Here is a 20,384-nt window from a genome sequence, read left to right as displayed (position 1 = left end):
TGTGATGAAGGGGGAATTGGCGTGAAGAACCACCGGGCAAAACAGAGAATAAGGCTCCTGCTCCATTGGCTGTTGATTGTCAGTCTAATTGCGGGGCTGTGGAGTCCCGGACTTTGGCTGACAGGCCAGGCAGAGGCTGCGGCTGTGAACGGGACAGCCTCTGCTGCGAGCGATATTAGCGGTCATTGGGCGGAGCCGCAACTAAGCGAATGGATAGGAGGCGGGTATATCAAAGGCTTCCAGGATGGAAGCTTCCGGCCCGATCAGACTATCTCACGTATAGAGTTTGTGGCGTTAGTGAACCGCTTGTTTGCTTACCAGGGAACGGGAAAGATCAGTTTCAAGGATGTTCCCGCTGCGGCCTGGTTCGTCTCACAGGTGCAGGCAGCGGTCCAGGCCGGATATGTGAAGGGATTTCCTGACGGGACCTTCCAGCCGGACAAGCCGTTGTCACGGGTGGAGGCGGCCGTAATGCTCGCCAAGCTTACGCCTGTGCTGATGAAGGACGGCGAAGATCCGCTGAAGGTATTCAAGGATGCCGGCAGTATTCCGGGCTATGGCCGTGATGCGCTGGGTGCTGTGCTAAGTGCCGGTTACATGAAGGGTTTCCCGGATGGAACGATTGCAGCTTCACGGCAGCTTACACGGGCCGAAGCCGTTGTGCTGCTGGATCGTCTGAAGCAGCAGTCCGGCAGCCATGCAGAGGGAGGGATCATTCCTCCAGCGAAGACTCTGGAGACGGGCGGCACTTATGGTCCTGCTACAGGCTCGTTCACCGTTGCCGGTGATCTTACCCTAAATGCGCCGGGCATAACGCTGCGCAACGTTCAGGTTCAAGGAAATCTGCTCATCGGCTCCAAGGTTGGAGACGGAGAGATCTACCTTGAACAGGTGACGGTACAGGGCAGCACAGATATTCAAGGCGGCGGTGCCCATAGTGTACATATCAATCATTCGCAGCTCGGTGTTGTAACCGTGGATCGGGCGGACGGTCTGGTACGGGTTGTGGTCGGCGGGATATCGATCATCAGGCAGTTGAATGTCCAGTCCGATGCCAAGCTTGAGTCAGAGCAGAGCGGGACAGCTTCCGGCGGTATTGAGGGAGTTGTCATTTCAGGGTCGGGAGAAGTCACCCTGAGCGGGGAGTTCAGCTCTGTGGAGATTAAGAGCAACGTCAAGGTTGTGGTCACCTCGGGGACCATAGGCCGCTTAAGCGTTGCAGGGGGAGTCAGCGCTTCGTCCATTACGCTGAACGAAGGCGTGAAGGTAAGTGATCTGGAGCTGCATGGCACAGCAAGTGTATCAGGCGCGGGAGAAATCGTGAAGGCACTGGTAGATGCTCCAAAAGTAGTGTTTGAACGTTCCCCCGGCAGCGTGGAAACTACGACACGCGGAGAGTATACGGTTACTGCTCCGGCTGCAAGCACGCCTCCTGCCGGAGCAGGTGGAGCGGGTGGAACTGGCGGAGGAAGTGGTGGCGGTGGTGGCGGTGGCGGAAGCAACCCGACGACCCCGCCATCTCCAACATCTACTCCGTCCCCAACACCTCAGCCAACCCTGCCGCCTGCAGAGCAGCCGCTTGAGGTGGCAGTTACTGCTGCGCTCGGTACTCCAAGCGGCTTCATGCTCAGCTTCAGCAAGCCTGTTGCGAACCTGACAGCAGCAGAGCTCTCGCTGAAGGATGCAGCGGGACAGGCCATAGAGATATCCTTCATTGGCTCACTGAACGGGGGAAGCTCTTACCGGGTTGCCGCAGTCTTAAAAGAGGGGGAGACCTACTCCATTACACTCTCTAAGGCAGGGTATGCCTTCGGCGCCCCGGTAACCTTAGTTATTCCGGTGACTACACCGGAGGATATTCGGGTGGCCACGGCGGTGCAGAATATCAGTGTAGCGGGCTTGGAGGTCCAGTTCGATCAGCCGGTAGCCGATTTGCCGCTGTCTGGCTTCACCCTGAAGCGCAGCGGGACGGGCGAAGCTGTCGCTATTCAAGAGGCTGCTGCCCATAACGGCGGAAGCTCTTACCAGCTGACAGCTGCCTTGCAGGAAGGGGCTACCTACTTGTTAAGCGTGACGAAGGCGGGCTACCACTTCGTCGGGGTTGTTTCCGTATTCGTTCCGGTTACGGACCCGGTAGTGATCTCAGTATCTGCTGAGGTCTACGGCATCACGGAGACGGGCTTCCGGGTATCCTTGAATCCACCGGTTGCGGGATTAACCCCAGCTCATTTCGCTTTGACAGCGGGGGATGGCAGCAGCATTCCGGTGGACGGAGCGGCCTCCGCAGAGGATGGCGGTGTATACACGATTACTGCAGGACTTGTCCCGGGCAGCACCTACACGCTTAGTATGGAACGGAGCGGCTATAGCTTCGGGACAGCGCTTGAAGTGACTGTACCAGCCGTAGGCAAGGTGAAGGTTGAACCTTCGATTGGCACTGTGCGTACTTACGGCTTTATCCTGTCTATGGATAAGACAGTGCCGGAGATAGATTCTCTGAGCCTGGTGCTGGAGAACGCGGCGGGCGGGCAGGTCAGTATCGATATGCTCAGTACAGTGGTTCCCGGCCAGCAATATGAAGTGTGGGCCAGCCTGGCCCCGAAGGATTCGTATACCCTTTCGCTTGATATGGACGGGTATGAGTTCACGGAACCGGCGGCTCTGGCGGTCCAGGCAGAGGAAGTTCCCTCTTCGGCAGGCTGGGTGACGCATAGCGGATTTGAGCTGCAGTTTGCGCAAGGTACGCCAGACTTCTCGGCAGGCGATATGACTCTGCAGGCTCCGGGCGGCGGGGCCGTAGCCGTGGATGAAGTCCAGCTTGGTCTGGACAGGAAATCTGCAGTGATAGCTGCGGATTTGCCCGCAGCAGGAAGTTATGCTTACCATGTCAATCTCTATGACGGACGGTTCATACAAGGGACCCTAGTTGTTCCTGAGACCGTGGAGATCAGTAAGTATACGACCTTCGACGGGTACCCCGGTGCTTATAGCGGCCTTACGGTTCACTTCGGGCGGGCGGTGCCGGGGTTGACAGTCTCAGCCTTTGAGCTTAAGACTAGCAGCGGCGGGGCGGTTGTATTGGACTCGGCGGGCTCCAGTGACGGAGGCCGTACCTACAAGCTGCTTACCACGCAGATTAATGCCGGAGGCCCGTTTGTACTTGGCATTACGGCTCCGGGCTACAGCTTCGGGAAGCCGGCCACACTGGTGAACGCGACTCTGAATGTGTGGGGCGCGGGGCGGAAGCCGACCCAATTCATGGCCGGACTGAATCCGCGCGTGCCGGATTTGACGGCTGAACATTTCAGGGCCACGGATCTGGCAGGCCATGAGGTTGCGGTTACAGGCGTCACTTGGGATAACCAGCAGCGAATCTATGTAGTGGCTTTTGACGGAGAGGGCGGTCAGAGTTATTACGTATCGGTTCAGGCGGACGGGTATGACTTCGGCGCGCCGAAGAAGATTTATGTGTATGCCCAGAACACTGTAGTAGATCCGACGTACAGCGGCTTCACGCTTGTGATGGCACCTGCGATGAAGATTAATACGCAATACGGCTTTAAGCTAACCAAGGCTTTTGGAGGCCCGGAGATTCCCATCAAGAAGGCGGTCATGAATGATCCGGAAGGCAGAAGCTACCAGTTCTCGGCGGCCTTGACCCCGGGCTACTATAGTCTCGCGCTGGATGCAGAGGTGGACCCGAACGTGGTCACCTTCTTAGTTCCGCTAATTGCTACAGTCTCTGTCGATGAGATTGATAACAATGGGCTGGTTGCGAAGCTTGATTATGCTGTGGATGGGCTGGATGCCGGGAATTTCGTATTGTTGAACAACGATACAGGAGATCCCGTAGTGATATCCTCAGCAACAACGGCGGACCAGGGCGCAAGCTACCGGCTGTCGGCCCACCTGGCGGGAGGCAGCTATACTCTGAAGCTGAACGGGCATCTACCGGAAGCAGGGGTGAATTTCAAGGTTGCAGCGACCACAGACGCAGGGACAACCAGTGTATCGAAGATCACGAGTGCGGGCTTCGAGCTTTCTTTTGCCAACCCGGTAATGGGGCTCCTGCCTGGCGACCTTACGATCACGGATGCGCAGAATAACAAGCTGAACGGAGTTACGTTAACCACGAGTGATAATGGCGGGACCTATCATGTGCGGGTAACGCTTGCGGAGAATGCGGACTACACGATCGTGCTGAAGAAAGGGTATATCCTCTTCGACTCGCCGGTCACGTTCCATGTGAATAAGTGGATTGCCGCCAGCATAGCGGATGTAACGAAGGACGGGCAGTTCACCTTGAAGTTCGCTCCCGCGTTCCCGGAGATTGAGAATTATCTGGGGCTGTCGTTAACGGATGAAGCCGGCACGCTCTATTATCCGAATCTGTTCGAATCGGCAGACGGCGGGGCGAGCTACCAGCTTCGAGTGCCGGGCAATCAGTTGAAGCCGGGTATGGCCTACATGGTCAAACTGGACAAGGATGAATTCTCAATGAATCCAGTCTCCTTCCGGCTGCCGCCAACGCTGACAGTTATGGAGGCGACAACAGCAAGTGTGAAGGTGCAGCTGGATGCGCCGGTTCCGGGGTTGGCCCAGCGGCATTTTGTAATCCGAAATGCCGCTGGTGACAGCATTGCACTGACTTCAGCGGCAACTGCGGATGCAGGCGCTCACTACACCCTTGCCGGTACCTTTGCCGGAGGGCAAACGTATACGGTACAGTACAAGCCGGATGTAACTTATCAGGTGAATGAACCCGTAGCTTTTCCAATATCGAAAATCATTACGGCTGCACTCAGCAATATAACGGTACTGGGGTTCAAGCTTCAATTCAGCTCCAAGGTAACCGGTTTGACCCCGCAGCAAGTGATCCTCCGTGATCCGAGCGGGAATCCAGTCCCTGTGAATGAGTATTCACTCAAGACAACGGATCAGGGGCTAAGCTACCAGGTGACGCTGAATGCGGTGGCAGCGGGCAAAGGGTACACCCTGGATCTGGCGAGAGATGATTTCCGGCTGGCGTCTCCGGTCTCCTTCGATATCTCGGCATCGGCTGCTCTCCGGCTGGTGGGCACTGTGCTGAACAAGATTGTGGTGTCCGTCTCTCCGAATCTGCCGGATATGACCGAAGAGCATTTCGCGTTGTATGACAGCAAAGGCCGCAAGATCGCGATTACGGTGACTTCTCAAGGTCCGGCAAGCGCGATGTACAATATTGAAGGGAAATTCGACGCCTTCGAGACGTATACCCTGCAAGCCAAGTATCCCGGCTATCTGTTCGGGGCTCCGCTTACGGTGGGCTTCCAAGTAGGGGTGTATGCAATCATTCACAGCCAGTCGCGGAGCGGCTTCAAACTCGTATTGAGCACGGAGGTGCCTGGTCTAAGCGCTGCGGATATTACGGTCACTGATAAAGAGGGAAATATCGCTGCGGTACAATCCCTCCAGGCTTCCACTGCTCCAGGCAGCTATAACGTGCTTGTTCCGCTGGCCGGAGGCAAGACGTACACGGTGAAGATTGCTGCGAAGACACCGTATGTTTTTGACAGCATTGACCCGTTCACCTTGAATGCGGCTTCGGCCACGGTGGATCAGTTGTCTGTGACCGGCTTCAAGCTGAGCCTGTCCTCACCGCTCAGTCTGGACCCCGGAAATGTCAGCCTGACGGATGACCAAGGCCAAACCGTCAACTTAAGATCGGTTATTACCCGGGATGCGGGCCGGTCTTATGAGATTAGTGTGTATCTGAAGGCGGGTGTGCAGTATAAGCTGGGCCTGCATGTGCCGGGATATGATCTGGGTACCGAGCTGCCGTTGTCCATCCAGGCTGTGGCGGCTGCGTTCGAGGGGATGGAGACCGGGAACAATCAGGCGTTCACTGTACGCTTCGATCGGGCGATGCCAAGCCTGCTGCCGGGTGATTTCAACATCAAGCAAGGAGACAACGCTACAGTCTACCATCCTATGAAAATCTCGACAGCGGACGGGGGATTCACTTATAAGGTAGAAGCGAGCTTCTGGGGAACAGAGCGTTACTCGCTGCGTATTGTCAAGCACGGGTATGACTTCGGCACCCCGATCTTCATTGACGTTCCGGCTATGATAAGCGCGGCAGTGTTGAGAACGGGATCGACATTTGTAGATATCGGACTTAATCCCGGCGTCTTTGGAATGGATGCCAGTGATTTCACGGTGAAAGACAGCGCCGGGAATGAGCTGCCCGTGTCGTCTGCCGAAACGGACGACCATGGCTTGACTTACCGCCTGAAGGCAGCATTTGCCGGAGGCCAGACCTATACGATTGCGCTGCAACAGACGGGTCATGACTTCGGGGAGGTCTTGTCTGCTACGCTGCCGAGTGTGATTGCAGGTGAGGTTGGTCCTGTTAACGGGCAAGGCGTGAGTGTTTTCCTGAACCCGGCTGTTGGCGGGCTTAAGGCTGGCAGCTTCAAGCTGGTTAATGCTTCCGGGCAGTCCACTCCGGTTACAGCCGTCAAGGAGCTGAACGGGGGGGCCGGTTATGTATTGTCTGCTAATCTTGCAGATGGAGCGGTCTATACGCTGACTGTGGCCGGGACAGGCTATGACTTTGGGGCAGCTCTTGCGGTGAAGGTGCCGGTACAAGTCGCACTCAGCTATGACAAAATTCAGAATGACGGGCTGACGGTGAAGCTGGACCCGGCTATTCCGGGACTTAGCGCAGCCAGCTTCATCTTGAAGGATGCGGAGGGCAATCAGAGCGTTGTGTCTGCGGCAACCACCTCAGATGGAGGTGCGACCTACGCCATACGGGCGGCGCTGCAATACGGGGACGCCTATAGTCTGAATATAGTGGCAGCCGGTCATGATTTTGGCGCGGTCCTGCCGTTAACGGTGCTGCAGCCTGTCGCCAAGTCTATCGAGGCGCTGTCCAAGAACGGGTTCACCCTGCGGCTGCAAGCCGCAGTCCCGGATTTGAAGGTCACCCACATTCTGCTGAAGGACAGCAGTGGCGAGGCTGTTGCGCTAGATTCCCTGGTGACGGCGGACGGCGGGCTGACGTATCAAGCGGCAGCGAAGCTGACGGAAGGGGCGGCGTACCGGCTGGCGCTGACAGCTAAGGGGTATGATTTTGGACCGTCTGTTCATCTGGATGTCCTTCCGATGCTGCTATTGACGGCGAGCGCCATTGAACCTACCGGCTTCCGTCTGAATCTGAGCAAGGCTGTGCCTAATCTGAGTCTGTCCTTTGTTCGCCTGAGCGGACCGGGCGGGCAGAATATTACACTCACATCCGGCTCATTCTATGATGCTAATCCGGGTACAGCCGATGCGGGCAAAATCTATCTGGTGCGTGTGCCTATAGCCGCCGGTCAAACGTATACGCTGATGGTGCAAGATCCGTCCCACCCGGTAGAAGGGCCGCTCGAAGTGGTGCTGCCAGTTGCGGTTACGAGCCAGGTCACCCGTGCGGATGCCGGCGGAATAAGTGTGCTGCTGGGCCGCAAGGGAATTGATGTGCAGCCTGAGGATGTGGAGCTTCTTACGGCGGCAGGCGATCAGATCAAGGTGGTGGATATCGCTGCGGGAACAGATGCCGGTACCTACACCATTCAGGCTCAACTTGCAGAGGGCAGTACGTATTCGCTAAGCCTGAAGAAAACAGGGTATGACTTTGGGGCAGCGGTTAAGGTGTATGTGGCTTATCGTGTCACTTCAAGTCTCACAGGTGTGAATGAGAATGGCTTCACTGTAAGCTTCAGTACACCGGTTCAGGGTGTACAGTTCAGCTTGCAGGATGCCGGCAACAACCCGGTAACACTGGGTCCGGTATCCACGGCAGACTTCGGACAGACGTACAAGGTGGCAGCGAGCCTGGCTTACAATAAGGAATTCAAGCTGCGGCTGGATGCAGCGGGGTATGATCTCGGTGCGGAGCTGACGGTGAATAATGTAAGCACGCCCCCGCACCTGCTGGATGCGACCTCTTCGGAGAACGGAACCCAGGTTATCCTTACGTTTGACAAGCCGCTGGCCAGCGTGATTTCAAGCGGGTCCTTCTCCGTCAAGATCGATGGTCAATGGCAAAGCTCCGTGACTGCGGCACTCGGGGCAGATCCGGCGCAGATCCTCTTGAGCTGGAACAGCAGCGGCCGGGTAATTGGTTCAGCCTCCACGGTATCGGTAGCTTACACCGGTGTGAACCGTGTGAAAGCGGTCAATCAGACGTTCCTGGCTGTCTTTGACGAATTGCCGGTGGCTAATGTGGCGACCCTGCTCGGGTTCGTCTCCAGCTATGCCTATAAGAACGATGCAGCCTACCCGGCTCAAATACTTCACAAGCAATACGGCAAGACGGCGCTGGAGACAGCGGAGCTTCTGCGGGCCGGAGGCTTCAAGGCAGCGAATCTGTACCGTGCGGTGCTGATCGAGTATGGGATGATCCGCTCAGAACTGACGCCGATCCTGTATGCAATGAACGCGGATGCGTCAGCGCTCTATGATGCTTACAATTCGCTTAAGCCGGCTACGGCTGCGTATGATGGATTGATTACAGGAGAGCTTCTCTCGGCAGGGTATTCGGCCAGTGAGATCGGTCCGGTCCTTCAGAGATTCGGTCTGTCCAGCAAAGGCATCCTGGGATATCTGAAGCGCTACAATGTATCCGTTACAGAAGCGGCGAAGGTCCTAAAGGATAACTGGAATGAAACAAGCGGCAATACCGTACAGTTACTCCGGTTGACAGGTTATGACAGCCTCGGGATTGCCGGAGCTGTCCAGAGTGCATATGGTCTGAGCCATGCACAGGCCGTGTCCGCCATGGCCGAAGGCAAGCAACCGGCAACGGAATCGGCAGCGGTCATCAAGGAGCTGTACTCGGGCGATGCCGTTACCAGTGCGACTTGGCTGTCCCAAGCGGGATATTCGGCGGCGGATGTGAGCAAGGCAATTGCAGAGCAATACAGCTTTGCTGGCGCGGCAGAAATGCTGCGGGCCTTCATGGGCGCTGGCTTCCCGGCGGCGTATACGTATTCTCTGCTGCGCCGGGAATATTCGCAGCAGGATGCGGCGACAGAGCTGCTGAACGCGAAGGTATCTGCACGGGAAGTGGCCGAAGCGGTTAAATCGGCCGGAGATGGTGCCTCCGTGATCATTAGCGCCTTAATGGCCAAGCGCTATGAGGTGCAGGAAATTGCCATCATCGTGAATGATTTATGGGTGTCGGCAGGTGTCACGTTAAGCGAGGTACTCGCTCAATTCGCCGCCAGCGGGTATCAGGCTTCAGCACAGGCCGCGCTGTTGCGTGAACAGTTCGGTGCAGAACTCCCGGCAGCGATTGCGGCTCTCTCACCAGGGCTTGCCCAATCCCAGCGGGAGCATATCCTGAAATATCTTCTGGACGGGGGCTATGATCCGGTTCAGCTGGCGGACTATTATCTGAAGCAGGGCAGCAATTCCTATGAACTGTTCAGACAGTTCAGGCTGGCGGGCAAAACGTCGGTACAATCGCTGCAGACAATGTATGATGCTTACAGACAAGCGGGAACAGCGCTCACGCTGAGCGGTGCAATGGATCTGTTCTACCATGATTACAACAACCGTTATGAAGCAGCCGATGTCCTGACGGCGCTGCGAGCCGTATTCGTCCAGGATAGGGATGGGCAGGCGGATGCTACCGCAATAGCGGCAGCCATGAGTAATTCCGGGCTGTGGGATAAGGTTGAGATTGCAGGGCCGCTTATCCGGCAGATGGGCCTCACGATGCAGGATTGGGTGGAGCTGGAGCGTACCGAGGCCTTTTCCCGATTTGGCTGCGCCTGTGATGTGCGGACAGTGGTGAAGGATACCCAGTATTTATTCGCTGGTGCGACGCTGCCGGATATCACTGTTGCCATGAGCTTATCCAGCCGGTATACCTTGAATATGATCGTGGAAGGAACGATTAATCTCTACCCTACAGAGGGTGTCAGAGCGAAAGGAATGCCTTACCTGATCTCTGCGCTGAAAAATGCGGGGTATTCCTTCGAAGAGGTCGCTGCTGAATTCGACAGTCAGGGGTGGAGTGAATGGGTGGCCGCTTTCAGCACATACGGAATTGCAGCAAATGATGTGACTGCTTATCTGGTTACAAAAGGTCTTACCATGAGCCAGGTCATTGACCGGCTGGCTCCGTATCCGCTGAAGGACCGGGCGCTGGTGCTGCGCGAAGTCTACGGGCTGGATAGCGCTGCTGCGATGGCACTGCTCCTCCAGCAGACGAACGAGGATCAGGAGGATATCGGCCGGGCGGCGGCCTGGGCCTACGGCAGCGATCCAATCTCGCTGTGGATTCAGACGCTGCGGGCACAAGGGGCTACAGCTGCCTCCGTGATTAACACGCTTGCTGCGCGTTACCCTGCCTACTGGCAGTCGGACAAGGTGGGTCCGGCCCTGATTCAGGGCGGATTTAGCCAGGACGAGGTCATGCGGGGGCTGCTGATCCATGTCGGAGTGCGGGGCAACCTGCAGGCGACGCTTGGGCTGCTGCAGTCGCTCTATAGCCAGCAGCAGATTACCATTGCCCAGCTCCTGAGCGCTGCCAAGCTCGAATCGCCGGGAGACGGACTGGAATTTCTGCAGAAGGGCGGCTATAAGCTGCCGGATATGGCCCGCGCACTCAAGGATTATTACGGGCTTACGGCCGGAGAAGCCGCCAAGCTGCTTACCGCCGCTTATCCGAATGATCAGAGTCTTATTCTATCCGGGCTTGCTTCCGTATACGGACAGACGCTCGGAAGTACGATAGCAGAAGCACTGCAGGAGCAGGGAATTACTGAAGTAAGCGCAGCTGTTGAATATCTGTGGAATGCGGGATTTTCGCCTAGAGATATTGCCAGCTCAGCCAAAGACGCCTTCCACCAGGACGCAGGTCAGACGGCGCTGCTCTTCGTCCAGAAGAATATTCTGGCTGACAGGAATGTGCTGGTAACGACCCTTGCCGCAGTCTATGGACAATCTGTTGAACAAGTGATTCATGCACTGCTTGTCCGGCAGGGATCTCCCTCCTTCGAGGAAGCCATTGCCTTTGTGTTCCAGGCCCGGTTCAGTCTGGCGAACAGCATCAGGCTGGCCAAGACAGAATACGGATTATCTGCGGGAACAGCCTTGCAGCTGCTCACAGATTCCCGGCTATACCGCCAGGAGGATATCCTTGCGGGAGTGACGGATATCTACCGGACCTCGCAGCGTGAGAGTATCGTGGATTCACTGGAAGCCAGCGGGCTGGTCACCCTGGAATCTGCTGTATCCTTCCTGCGCAACATGAAGTTCGATCTGAACGGGATCGTCCGGGTGGGCAAGGAGCATTACCGGTTAACGGCCGGAGAGACTGCCGCCGCTCTGACCGTCGAGGGATCTTATGGTGATGAGGACATACAGAATTCGGTGTCCTATGTATACGGGCAGAATCTGACGCAGACCCGGCTGGATACGCTGAATGCGCTGGGGATCACCGTGTTCGCCGATGCTGTGCCGGAGCTGAGAAGCGCCGGATTTGCACTCGCCGACCTGGTCCTAGCAGGCAAGACGCACTACAAGCTCAGCGCCGGAGAGACGACTTACAGCCTGCTGCAACCCGGGAACTATCCGGCGGCAGACATTCTGGCTGCTGTGGCGGAATACTATGGCAAGCCGGTGAATGAGAGTGTAGAGGAGCTGCTGGACCGCAGCGGCATTGCCTCCATCCAGGATGCAGCGCCATATCTTCGTTCGCTGGGCTACACGCTGCAGGATGTGACCGAAATATCCAAGAACTACTATGGTAATTCGCTACCGGCTACCCATGACGCTTTGCTGTCGCTCCAATTGGAAGACGCCAGCATTATAGAATGGACGGTGCGGCAGGTCTACGGATCAGCTGTGGAGGAAGGCACTACGGCCACAACGCCTCAATCTATCCTGCAGGAAGCCGGAATTACAGGAGAGCCAGCGGCCATTGCCTATCTATGGGCTGCGGGCTACCCGCTCCAGGATATTGTCAAAATGCTCAAAGAGTATAACGGCCAATCTGCGGCGGCTGCCGCAGCACTGCTGATTGCAGACGGATCGTTCAGTGCTTCAGCAGTTCTGAGCAGCATCAGCGCCATTTATGGGACTACGTATGATGCCGCCACAATGGAGTTCTTCAGAGCGCAGGGCATCTTTACAGACGCCCCGCAAGCGGCGCAGGTCTTGAGTACAAGCGGCTACCGGATGGCGTATATCGCAGAATTACTGAAGAAGAGCTATGGCAAGACGGAGGCAGAGGCGAAGGCCATCCTGAACGGACTGGGTATTTACACTGCGGATGCGGTACAGAAGATAGTGGCCGAAATGTATTTCGCAGTGGGCACATCCTCTGGGACGCTTCAGCAAGTACTTGATCTGTATGGAATCACGGGTACAGAGGCTGCTGTAAGCCTGCTCTATAAGCAAGGTACACCGGTGCAGGATATCCTCCAGTATTTGAAGGATGCTTATAACTTGGGTGCCGATGAAGCAACCGCCCTGCTGGCCGTGCATGTCAAGGGGCCGGAGCTTGGTCTGGCCGTCACTACGGTGTATTACAGCAGCACGAATATCGGTTACCTCGCGAAGCTAATTCCGGCAACAGCTATGGGCAGCCCGGGAACGGTGGCGAACTATATGAAGGCGAAATTCCGGGATACCGATATCGTGCTTGCACTGAAGGTGATTTTCAATCTGGATGCGTTGGGTGTGCAGGATACGATCTCCACTACGATCATGTCTGCGGAGCGTGTTCGTGCAGCGGTGACTGAAGTGTTCGGCGCTGATCCGCTCTACGCCTATCTAAAGCGTATGAAGGACCGGGGAGCGAATGCCAATGATGTGGCTGCCGAGCTGGAGCTCCGGGGGCTGCTGGAGCTGGCACCGTCCAGCTACCTGGTGGATACGCTGCGGAGCCTGGGTTACGACAATGCCAGCATTCTGAAGATGCGCTACAATTACTTCAACGAAATGCTCCAAAATGCAGGTACGGAAGAGGAGCAGGGAACACAGCTGGTACAATTGGGTGTTAATACGCCAGCCGCTATCGTTCAATATTTGCGGAAGTGGAATCTGCTCCCGTACAAGGTCATTAAGATTGTCAAGGCAGGACTGCCGAATGCGCCAATAGCAGAGATTGCTCTTGCCATGCGTGAATACGGATATACGGGTACGGCGATTATGGGAGGGCTTGATGCAGTAGGCGAAGGCGGGGATGCTATTGCCGCGATTCTCAAAAAGCTTGGACTCTCAGTACCGCAGGCGCTGGTCTTCCTGAGAGACTGGCCCGTGGACGAGCAGCTGCAATGGCTGATCCGCAATGACTACACACCAAGCGAATACATTGCTTATCGGAATGTGCAGACCGACAACACTATTGCAGTTCTGAGGCAGCAGCTCGGTCTGTCCGCAATTGATGTTGCCAAGCTGCTGAACAAGTATAAGGGCAGTATGAGCCACTACTCCTTAGCCAAAGCGCTGTATGACGGAGGATTTACACAGGTCAGTGAGGTTGCGGGTGCTCTCATCTCGATCAATTATCAGCCGGTCTGGCTGCTGGGATTGCTGGTGGGAATTGGCGGCTGGACAATGGATGACATCGCCCAGGGAATGCTGGATTCCGGTCTGATCTCACTCGTGGATCTGGGCACTGCGATTCAGATGGCCACGGGCGGCGTGCTCAAGGAGACCTACCGTATTCTCAAAAAGGTATCCACCGCCAAACAGCGGGAATTCTATGACAGTCTCGATTCCCTGGAACGAAAATTGCTGGACAACAATGAAATCGCCATGATTGTTGTCGTATCCGCCATGCGCAACGGAAGGATTAGTATCTCCGATGCCACCAATCAGCTGAAGGTGACGGAAGGGATTGAACCGGAGGATGCACTGAAGGTGCTGATTGTATCCGGAGCCAACGTGCTGGATTCGGCAGGAGCCGTATGGGATGTCTACCGCGATTATATCGGGGCGAAGATTGTCCTGAAGATGTTCGAAAAGGCGGCAGGCCAGTATATTAGTGACTTCAAAAATTACTACAAGCTGGTCATGACATTATCCAAGATTATTTATAAATTATCCAAGTAAGAAATGAGGCTGCAGCAAAGGCCGGTCCGCATAAGGACCGGCCTTTACCGGTAACCTGTAATGGAAAATCAAGGCGTGGACACCCCGACCCGGAAGGTGCTATCCTAACTTAATAGAATTTGTTATTAAGGGAGACGCAGCCGTGGAAAGTAGGCACTGGATGTCGATTATGCTTTTTATTGCAGCAGCACTGATGCTGTTTGTGTCATTCCTGTCGTACCAGAAAAGACATCTTCCTGTTGCCAGAACGATGATTCTGATTATGCTGACAGCAGCCTTCTACGCCTTCGGCTATGGTCTTGAGCTGCTTAGCGGGAACTTAAGTCAGGTGAAGCTGGCGCTGCACATTCAATATCTGGGTATTCCTTTTGTCTCCACCTTATGGCTGGTACAAGCGATTCAATTCACCGGAGCCGCTGCGCGCTTCCGCAAGCGACTGATCGCCCTGCTGTTCCTGATCCCCGCCGTCATCTTCATCCTGCAGCTCACCAATGACTGGCATCATCTAATCTACCGGGATTTTCTGATGAATACGGACCCTTCGGTCTCCTTGTATTACACCGTCAAGGGGCTGTGGTATAACATCCATGCTGCGTATAATTATCTGGTGCTGCTTGGCGGGATTGCGCTGTTCATATCCATGTTTGTGCGGGCGCTGCCGATTGTACGCAAACAGATTGCTGTTCTGCTTCTGGGTGCGGTTGCGCCTATGCTGCTTAATCTGTTCCTGTGGACCGGAACCCGGATTGATCTCACACCATTCGGATTTGCAGTGTCGGGCATCGCCTACGCCTGGGGTATCCTCAGATTCAACCTGCTCCGCCTGACTCCGCTGGCGATGGCGCAGGTGTTCGAGACGATCCGCGACGGTGTCCTTCTGTTCGATTATGAGAATCAGATCGTCAGCTACAACCGTGCCGCAGAGAAGATGTTTCCCGAGCTTGGGAGCAGGAGGCGCTACCCGGCGGATATGACGGAGGTGCTTGCCGGCAGCGGGGAGCTGCTTGAACGTCTCAGGGGCTTAAGCGATGAGGACGAGCGGTTTGCCTACGAGCGGCTCCAGGCTGGCAGGCGTCTGTACTATAATTGCAGTCTGTCCTTCATTCATGATACAGGAAGCACCCCTATCGGCAAAATCCTCTTGTTCAGCGACATTACGGAGCTGAAGGAGAGCGAGGTCCGGCTGCGCGAGAATGCCCGGCAGCTATCCGAGCTGAATGCCTTCAAGGACAAGCTGTTCACCATTGTGGCCCATGATATTCGTGATCCGGTAGCACTGCTGGTCAGCCTGACAGAGCTGCTGGGCGACGAGCTGACGGCTGCGGATGCTGAGCACGCGGAGGTGGTGCGTGAGATCAAAGGGCAGGTCCGTAATACATTCCAGCTCGTTGATAATCTGCTGGACTGGTACCGCAGCCAGAAGGGAAAGGTCTCCTTCCATCCGCAGGCCTGGAGTGTACAGCAGGTGGTCCGGCAGGCCCTGATGCTTGCGGGTACCAAGGCCGGGATGAAGCAGATCCGCCTGACGGAGCGCATCGGCAGCGAATTAACCGTCCGGGCGGATAAAGAGATGCTGGATCTGATCCTGCGTAATCTGCTCTCTAACGCAATCAAATTCACGGGAATAGGCGGCTCTATTGAGGTTGAAGCCGTGCTTGAAGACGACCGGGTTATCTTATCTGTGCGCGATGACGGGATTGGTATTGATGAAGCGACCGCAGACATGCTGCGCCTAGAGGAGCCGATTCTGAAGGCGCCGCTGGGGGAGGAGGCAGGAGATGCCCGCTTCGGCCTGGCGCTCGCGCGTGAATTCGTGCGCATCCATGGCGGGAGCCTGTGGTTTGAGAGCAAGTCGGGAAGTGGAACGATCTTCTACTTCACGTTGCCGGGATCGGCAGGAGGAGAACGGATGGAGTAACGGGCAGCGGGAGGGAGGATATATAAATGAAGGTTATACTGGTCGATGATGAACGGATGATGCATCTGATTCTTAGCACCATGCTGCTTAAGCTGCCTGAAGTCGAGCTTGCGGGTTCGTTCACAGATACGAAGCCGGCTGCTGCCTTTCTGGAGGAGCACCCGGATGTGGAGCTTGCCTTCGTGGACCTCTCTATGCCGGGAGAGGGCGGCATGGCCTTTGCAGCCAGGCTGGCGGCTGCCGGTTCTCCAGTGCAAATTGTGTTCGTGACCTCACATAAGGAATTTGCCCTGGAGGCTTACGACTTGTCCGTGCTGGACTATCTGGTCAAGCCGGTCTCCCAGGAGCGGCTTGCGCGTACGGTGAACCGGGTGCTTACCCAGCGGCGGGCTGCTCCGGCACGGCTCTCCCCTCTGCCGGAGGTGCAGGCTCCGGCCGGTTCCGGCCGGGTAAGGCTCACGATGCTCGGGGATGTTGCCGTGAGCAGCGGGGCAGGCCGGGTCAAATGGACCTCCCGTAAATGTGCTGAGCTGTTTGCCTATCTGCTGCTGCTCCGGGGAAAGCGCGTCCCCCGTTCCAGGCTGGTTGCGGATATCTTCGGCGGCATGCATAAGGCCAATGCGGAGAGCTATCTTAACACTACCGTCTATCAACTGCGCAAATCTCTGGAGCCGCTGGGACTGCGTGAAGCGATCCGTTCGGAGAACGACGGGTATGCGCTTGAGCTTCAGGCGCCGGTTATCGACTATCTGGAATTTGAACAGGAGGCAGCCGCCTTGCACACCATAGAACCCCCGGATATAGAGCGGGCTATGCGTATCGAGCAGCTCTATACAGGGGAACTGTTCGGCGACAAGGCTTATGTGTGGGCCATCCATGAGACGGAGCGTTATGCGGAATTGTATGCCTCCTTCGTCAAACGGCTGGCCGCAGCGCTCATTGCCAGCCGGGATTCCGCTGCGGCCTCCAAGCTGCTGCTGAAGCTGAACAAGCGGAATCCGCTCGATGAATCGGTGATCCGCCAGCTGATGGCCGTGCACGAGCTGGCCGGAGACAAAAAAGGCCTCAATGCCGTCTACACAGACTACGTGCGGCTGCTAAGCCGCGAGCTTGGCATCAAGCCCTCCGGCGACCTGATCTATCTGTATGATTCCCTGGTCCGGCGGATCTCGGAACTCAAATAATCTCTGTTTCAGCCTTCTCCGGAGGGCCCGGATTACGGGTCCTCCGGTTTTTTTTGCTGCTCAACCCAATCAGAATGGCAATTGCTAGAGTAGATTAGCTTGAGGGTGATTCTGTTAGAGTGGCGGCAATGGACTACACCAAAAATGTGGACAGGGGTAAAGGCGCGAAGCCGTTCCGATTACATTAGGAAATGGGGGGATACAGATGGATTTCAGTGCATTGACTGGCCTTTTCGTAGATAACAACGGTTCAGTCGTGCTGAATGTTCTGTTATCTACTGCCTTGATCTGGAGTGTGAAGCAAATTGCGAATAAAGAGAAAGTAATCCAGAATTATCAGAAACGCGATGAGGAGAATGAGAAGCAGCTTAGCGAATATAACCGTACGCTCGTGAAACTGCTGATTGAGAGAGGAACCGCAGAGAGAAAACCTAATGATGAGGAGGTCGTCAACAAGTGAAGCTCCTCGATATCTTTCGCAAGCACGAGCTGAAGCCCAGCCGGGTCAAACGGGAAATTGAGACCCTGGGCCAAATTCAGGAGGCGTATGAATCCAATGATCTAGAGAGGCTTATTGATCTGCACCGTACCGGCTTAGGCAGAAGGGGAGATGATCTGCATGGACATTATTGACTTGATCCTGATTACACTGGAAATGATAGCCTTAATCGCTTTTACCGCGTATGTTATCCGTTACAGCAAATATTTCATCGGACGGGGGCCTATGCGTACCTATAATTTGTACCTCCGCAGTGTGTGGGTAACTTATGGGGCAGTAGCGCTTCTGTGTCTCAATCTGCTGTGGGGAAGGCTGAACATTATTCTCGGGCTGAACCTGTCCGGCAGCTTATCCGATATCCTGCGGGAGTATGTGCTGGTGCTGACGCTTGTCATGCTTGTATTCGCAGGCTTGATGCACAAGGAGTTATGGGACAGCAACCATAGGCACAAGACCCGCCATGAGCGCAAGAAACTGAAATAGCAGGCCCCATTCCCCATCATTCCCCCTCGGACACCCGTCCTCCGCCACGTTCATCTCTCTCAATATGAAAAAGCACCAGCTCCAGCTGAAACAGCTGGCCGCTGTAAGCAAGCTGAAACAGCCCGCCGGCCCGCTCCATCGTCTGGCGGATATTCCGCAGTCCGATCCCGTGGGAGCGCTTATCGCTTTTGGTGGTCAGCAGCTCGCCGCCTGGGCCTTGGAGGACAGAACCGGAGTAGGGATTCTGAATCCGGATGAATAAGCTGGCATTCAGGTAATGCATATGTACCGCGATGTATCGTTCTGTTCCCTGTTCCTTGGGAATCAGGCTGACTGCTTCCAGGGCGTTATCAAGGGCATTGCCCAGAATAACGCTGATGACAGCGGTATCCAGCATCATCCGGGGTGGAAGGCTCAGCTCCAGACGGAGATCAATCTCTGCTGCGGATGCCTCCTGCCGTTTGTAATCCAGGATGGAGTCAATAACCGGGTTGCCCGTGTTGCAGTAGGCTTGGGCTTGTCCAGTCGAGCCAAGCAGAGCGTCCAGCTCGGCTGTAGAGGCGGCTTCTTCTCCGCTGAGAATTCTGGAGCGCAGGCCCAGCAGAATATGGTTGAAGTCATGACGGAACCGGAGGGCTTCCTCCTGAAATTCCCGGTTCCGGTGGTACTGGTTCACATAATAGCTGTTCTGCTGCTCCAGCAGCAGGCGCTGGCTGCGTTCAGACTGTGCGCTCAGCACACGGTCAATCAGCAGGAATACCAGAAGATTAATAGCGAGCAGCAAGGCAGGAACGACAGGGAATAACTGCGGATATAGCTGGAAGAAGGGACTGCCGGATAACTGCAGTAATACCGCAATGCTAAGACAAGGACAGAGCAAGACAACAGACCCTAACCATCCGGTTGGCTGGCCCCGGCCCTCGTCTTTCACCAGCCTGCGCAGCAGCAGAACGAGCAATAGCATCAGCAGCTTCGAGAGCAGCAGGCCGAGCCTGTAACCGAAGTCAGTATGTGGCAGTGGAACCGCCGCATCGCTGAGGATAATCACAGCAGAGATAAACACCGCAGCGTATAACCGTGAGGCAAGGCTGCCCTTGTAGAGCAGGGACAGACCCAGGATCAGTCCGATATTGCCAGCCATCAGCGGGAGAGCGGACAGGGAGCTGTGATGGAGCAGAGCATGAACACCTATGTACAGAATGTAAAATGCGGTCAGCCGCAGCCGTGATTCCACACGACAGGGGAAGAAGCGGCTGAAGAAGAGATGCAGTATGACTGACAGGAGCGGTAGTACAGCGAGATAAATGATTTCATCGAGGAGTACGGAATTCATACCAGCTCCCCCCTGAAATGAAGATAGGCCCTGCGCACAGCGGGGCTATATTTGCTGCTGACCGGCAGTTCACAGCCGGTGATAAGAATGATTTTTTTGGCGCTAATGGCCTGGATTGAATAGAAGTTCACAATATAGGACTGGTGAATCCGTACGAAATGGCTGGCCGTCAGCTTCTGCTCCTCCTCTACCAGCTTCCCGTAGTATTGTAGTGTCCTATCCTGAGTAACCAGTGTAATCTGCCTGATGCTGCTCTCCAGATAATGAATCTCCAGGTAGGGAATCCTTAATTCCTGGTTCTTCAGCTGTACCGCAAGGAAGTTCGTCCGGCCCTGCTGCCGGAGGCGGGTGGCCTTTTGTATAGCTCCGGCCAGCTTCTGCTTGAAGCTCTCCGGCACCACAGGTTTCTTAATGAACCCTGACGGACGCAGGTCAAACAGCTGCATATGGTATTCTTCATGGCTGGAAATATAGATAAGCTGCACCGGATCATTGCCGTCATCCTCCCTCAGGAGCTGTCCCGCCGCAATGCCGTCCAGACCGCCCAGCTCAATGTCCATCAAGATAATATCGAACTGGCTTCCGTACCGGAGGGCCCGGGCGAAGCTTTCACCGGAATAATATAGGGAAATTTCAATAGGTTCGTTCAAGTCTTCTCCGGTTTCCAGAATCAGGCGCTCGGCCTCTCCGGCTGCGCGGGGCTCATCGTCACACACAGCAATATGAATCATCGGCTTCTCCACCTTTGCATTAATCCCTACATTATACATTTTCATCCTCAAAAACGACATGATTTCGCGTGAATATGACACCTGCGTTAGCGGAGGGGACACCGGATGGTATCGTTATGCCATCAACAGATTTGAGAGG

At 55.5% G+C, this 20,384-nt stretch carries 8 protein-coding genes; 6 read left to right on the top strand and 2 right to left on the bottom strand.

The window, feature by feature from the left end:
• Positions 1 to 21: 21 nt before the first annotated feature.
• The 6 genes from MHH78_RS31045 to MHH78_RS31020 all read left to right on the top strand — a co-directional run bounded on the left by MHH78_RS31045 (position 22) and on the right by MHH78_RS31020 (position 18,181).
• Entirely contained in the window at positions 22 to 14,097 is a 14,076-nt protein-coding gene (locus MHH78_RS31045; protein WP_341169955.1) for an S-layer homology domain-containing protein, read from the top strand.
• A 142-nt stretch (positions 14,098 to 14,239) separates the two neighbouring features.
• Positions 14,240 to 16,015, top strand: coding sequence for a sensor histidine kinase (locus MHH78_RS31040; RefSeq protein WP_341169954.1), 1,776 nt, complete (start codon positions 14,240 to 14,242; stop codon positions 16,013 to 16,015).
• Between the two features lie 26 nt (positions 16,016 to 16,041).
• Complete coding sequence (locus MHH78_RS31035; RefSeq protein WP_341169953.1) at positions 16,042 to 17,199, top strand: response regulator; 1,158 nt, start codon at positions 16,042 to 16,044, stop codon at positions 17,197 to 17,199.
• A 205-nt stretch (positions 17,200 to 17,404) separates the two neighbouring features.
• Positions 17,405 to 17,659, top strand: coding sequence for a hypothetical protein (locus MHH78_RS31030; protein WP_036723207.1), 255 nt, complete (start codon positions 17,405 to 17,407; stop codon positions 17,657 to 17,659).
• Positions 17,656 to 17,832, top strand: a complete 177-nt coding sequence (locus MHH78_RS31025) for a hypothetical protein (protein WP_155991288.1) — start codon at positions 17,656 to 17,658, stop codon at positions 17,830 to 17,832. The genes MHH78_RS31030 and MHH78_RS31025 overlap by 4 nt, the downstream gene beginning before the upstream one ends.
• A complete protein-coding gene (locus tag MHH78_RS31020; RefSeq protein ID WP_341169952.1) occupies positions 17,819 to 18,181 on the top strand; it encodes a hypothetical protein in 363 nt (120 codons plus the stop codon). The genes MHH78_RS31025 and MHH78_RS31020 overlap by 14 nt, the downstream gene beginning before the upstream one ends.
• Positions 18,182 to 18,197: 16 nt before the next feature.
• On the opposite strand, the gene MHH78_RS31015 is transcribed toward MHH78_RS31020, so the two are convergent.
• Together MHH78_RS31015 and MHH78_RS31010 are read right to left on the bottom strand one after the other, a co-directional pair.
• Positions 18,198 to 19,514: an ATP-binding protein gene (locus MHH78_RS31015; protein ID WP_341169951.1), complete on the bottom strand. Its 1,317-nt coding sequence runs from the start codon at positions 19,512 to 19,514 to the stop codon at positions 18,198 to 18,200.
• Complete coding sequence (locus MHH78_RS31010; RefSeq protein ID WP_341169950.1) at positions 19,511 to 20,245, bottom strand: LytR/AlgR family response regulator transcription factor; 735 nt, start codon at positions 20,243 to 20,245, stop codon at positions 19,511 to 19,513. The genes MHH78_RS31015 and MHH78_RS31010 overlap by 4 nt, the downstream gene beginning before the upstream one ends.
• Between the last annotated feature and the right edge of the window lie 139 nt (positions 20,246 to 20,384).

This window comes from Paenibacillus sp. FSL H3-0333 (genome assembly GCF_038002805.1).
GTDB classification, from domain to species: domain Bacteria; phylum Bacillota; class Bacilli; order Paenibacillales; family Paenibacillaceae; genus Paenibacillus_AQ; species Paenibacillus_AQ silagei.
Note: the sequence above shows the minus strand (reverse complement) of the source record. Positions and strands in the feature narration are given on the sequence as shown.

Coding starts and splice junctions, on each gene's coding strand:
- MHH78_RS31015 (WP_341169951.1), bottom strand. CDS start 19,514: ATGAATTCCGTACTCCTCGATGAAATCATTTATCTCGCTGTACTACCG.
- MHH78_RS31010 (WP_341169950.1), bottom strand. CDS start 20,245: ATGATTCATATTGCTGTGTGTGACGATGAGCCCCGCGCAGCCGGAGAG.
- MHH78_RS31030 (WP_036723207.1), top strand. CDS start 17,405: ATGGATTTCAGTGCATTGACTGGCCTTTTCGTAGATAACAACGGTTCA.
- MHH78_RS31035 (WP_341169953.1), top strand. CDS start 16,042: ATGAAGGTTATACTGGTCGATGATGAACGGATGATGCATCTGATTCTT.
- MHH78_RS31020 (WP_341169952.1), top strand. CDS start 17,819: ATGGACATTATTGACTTGATCCTGATTACACTGGAAATGATAGCCTTA.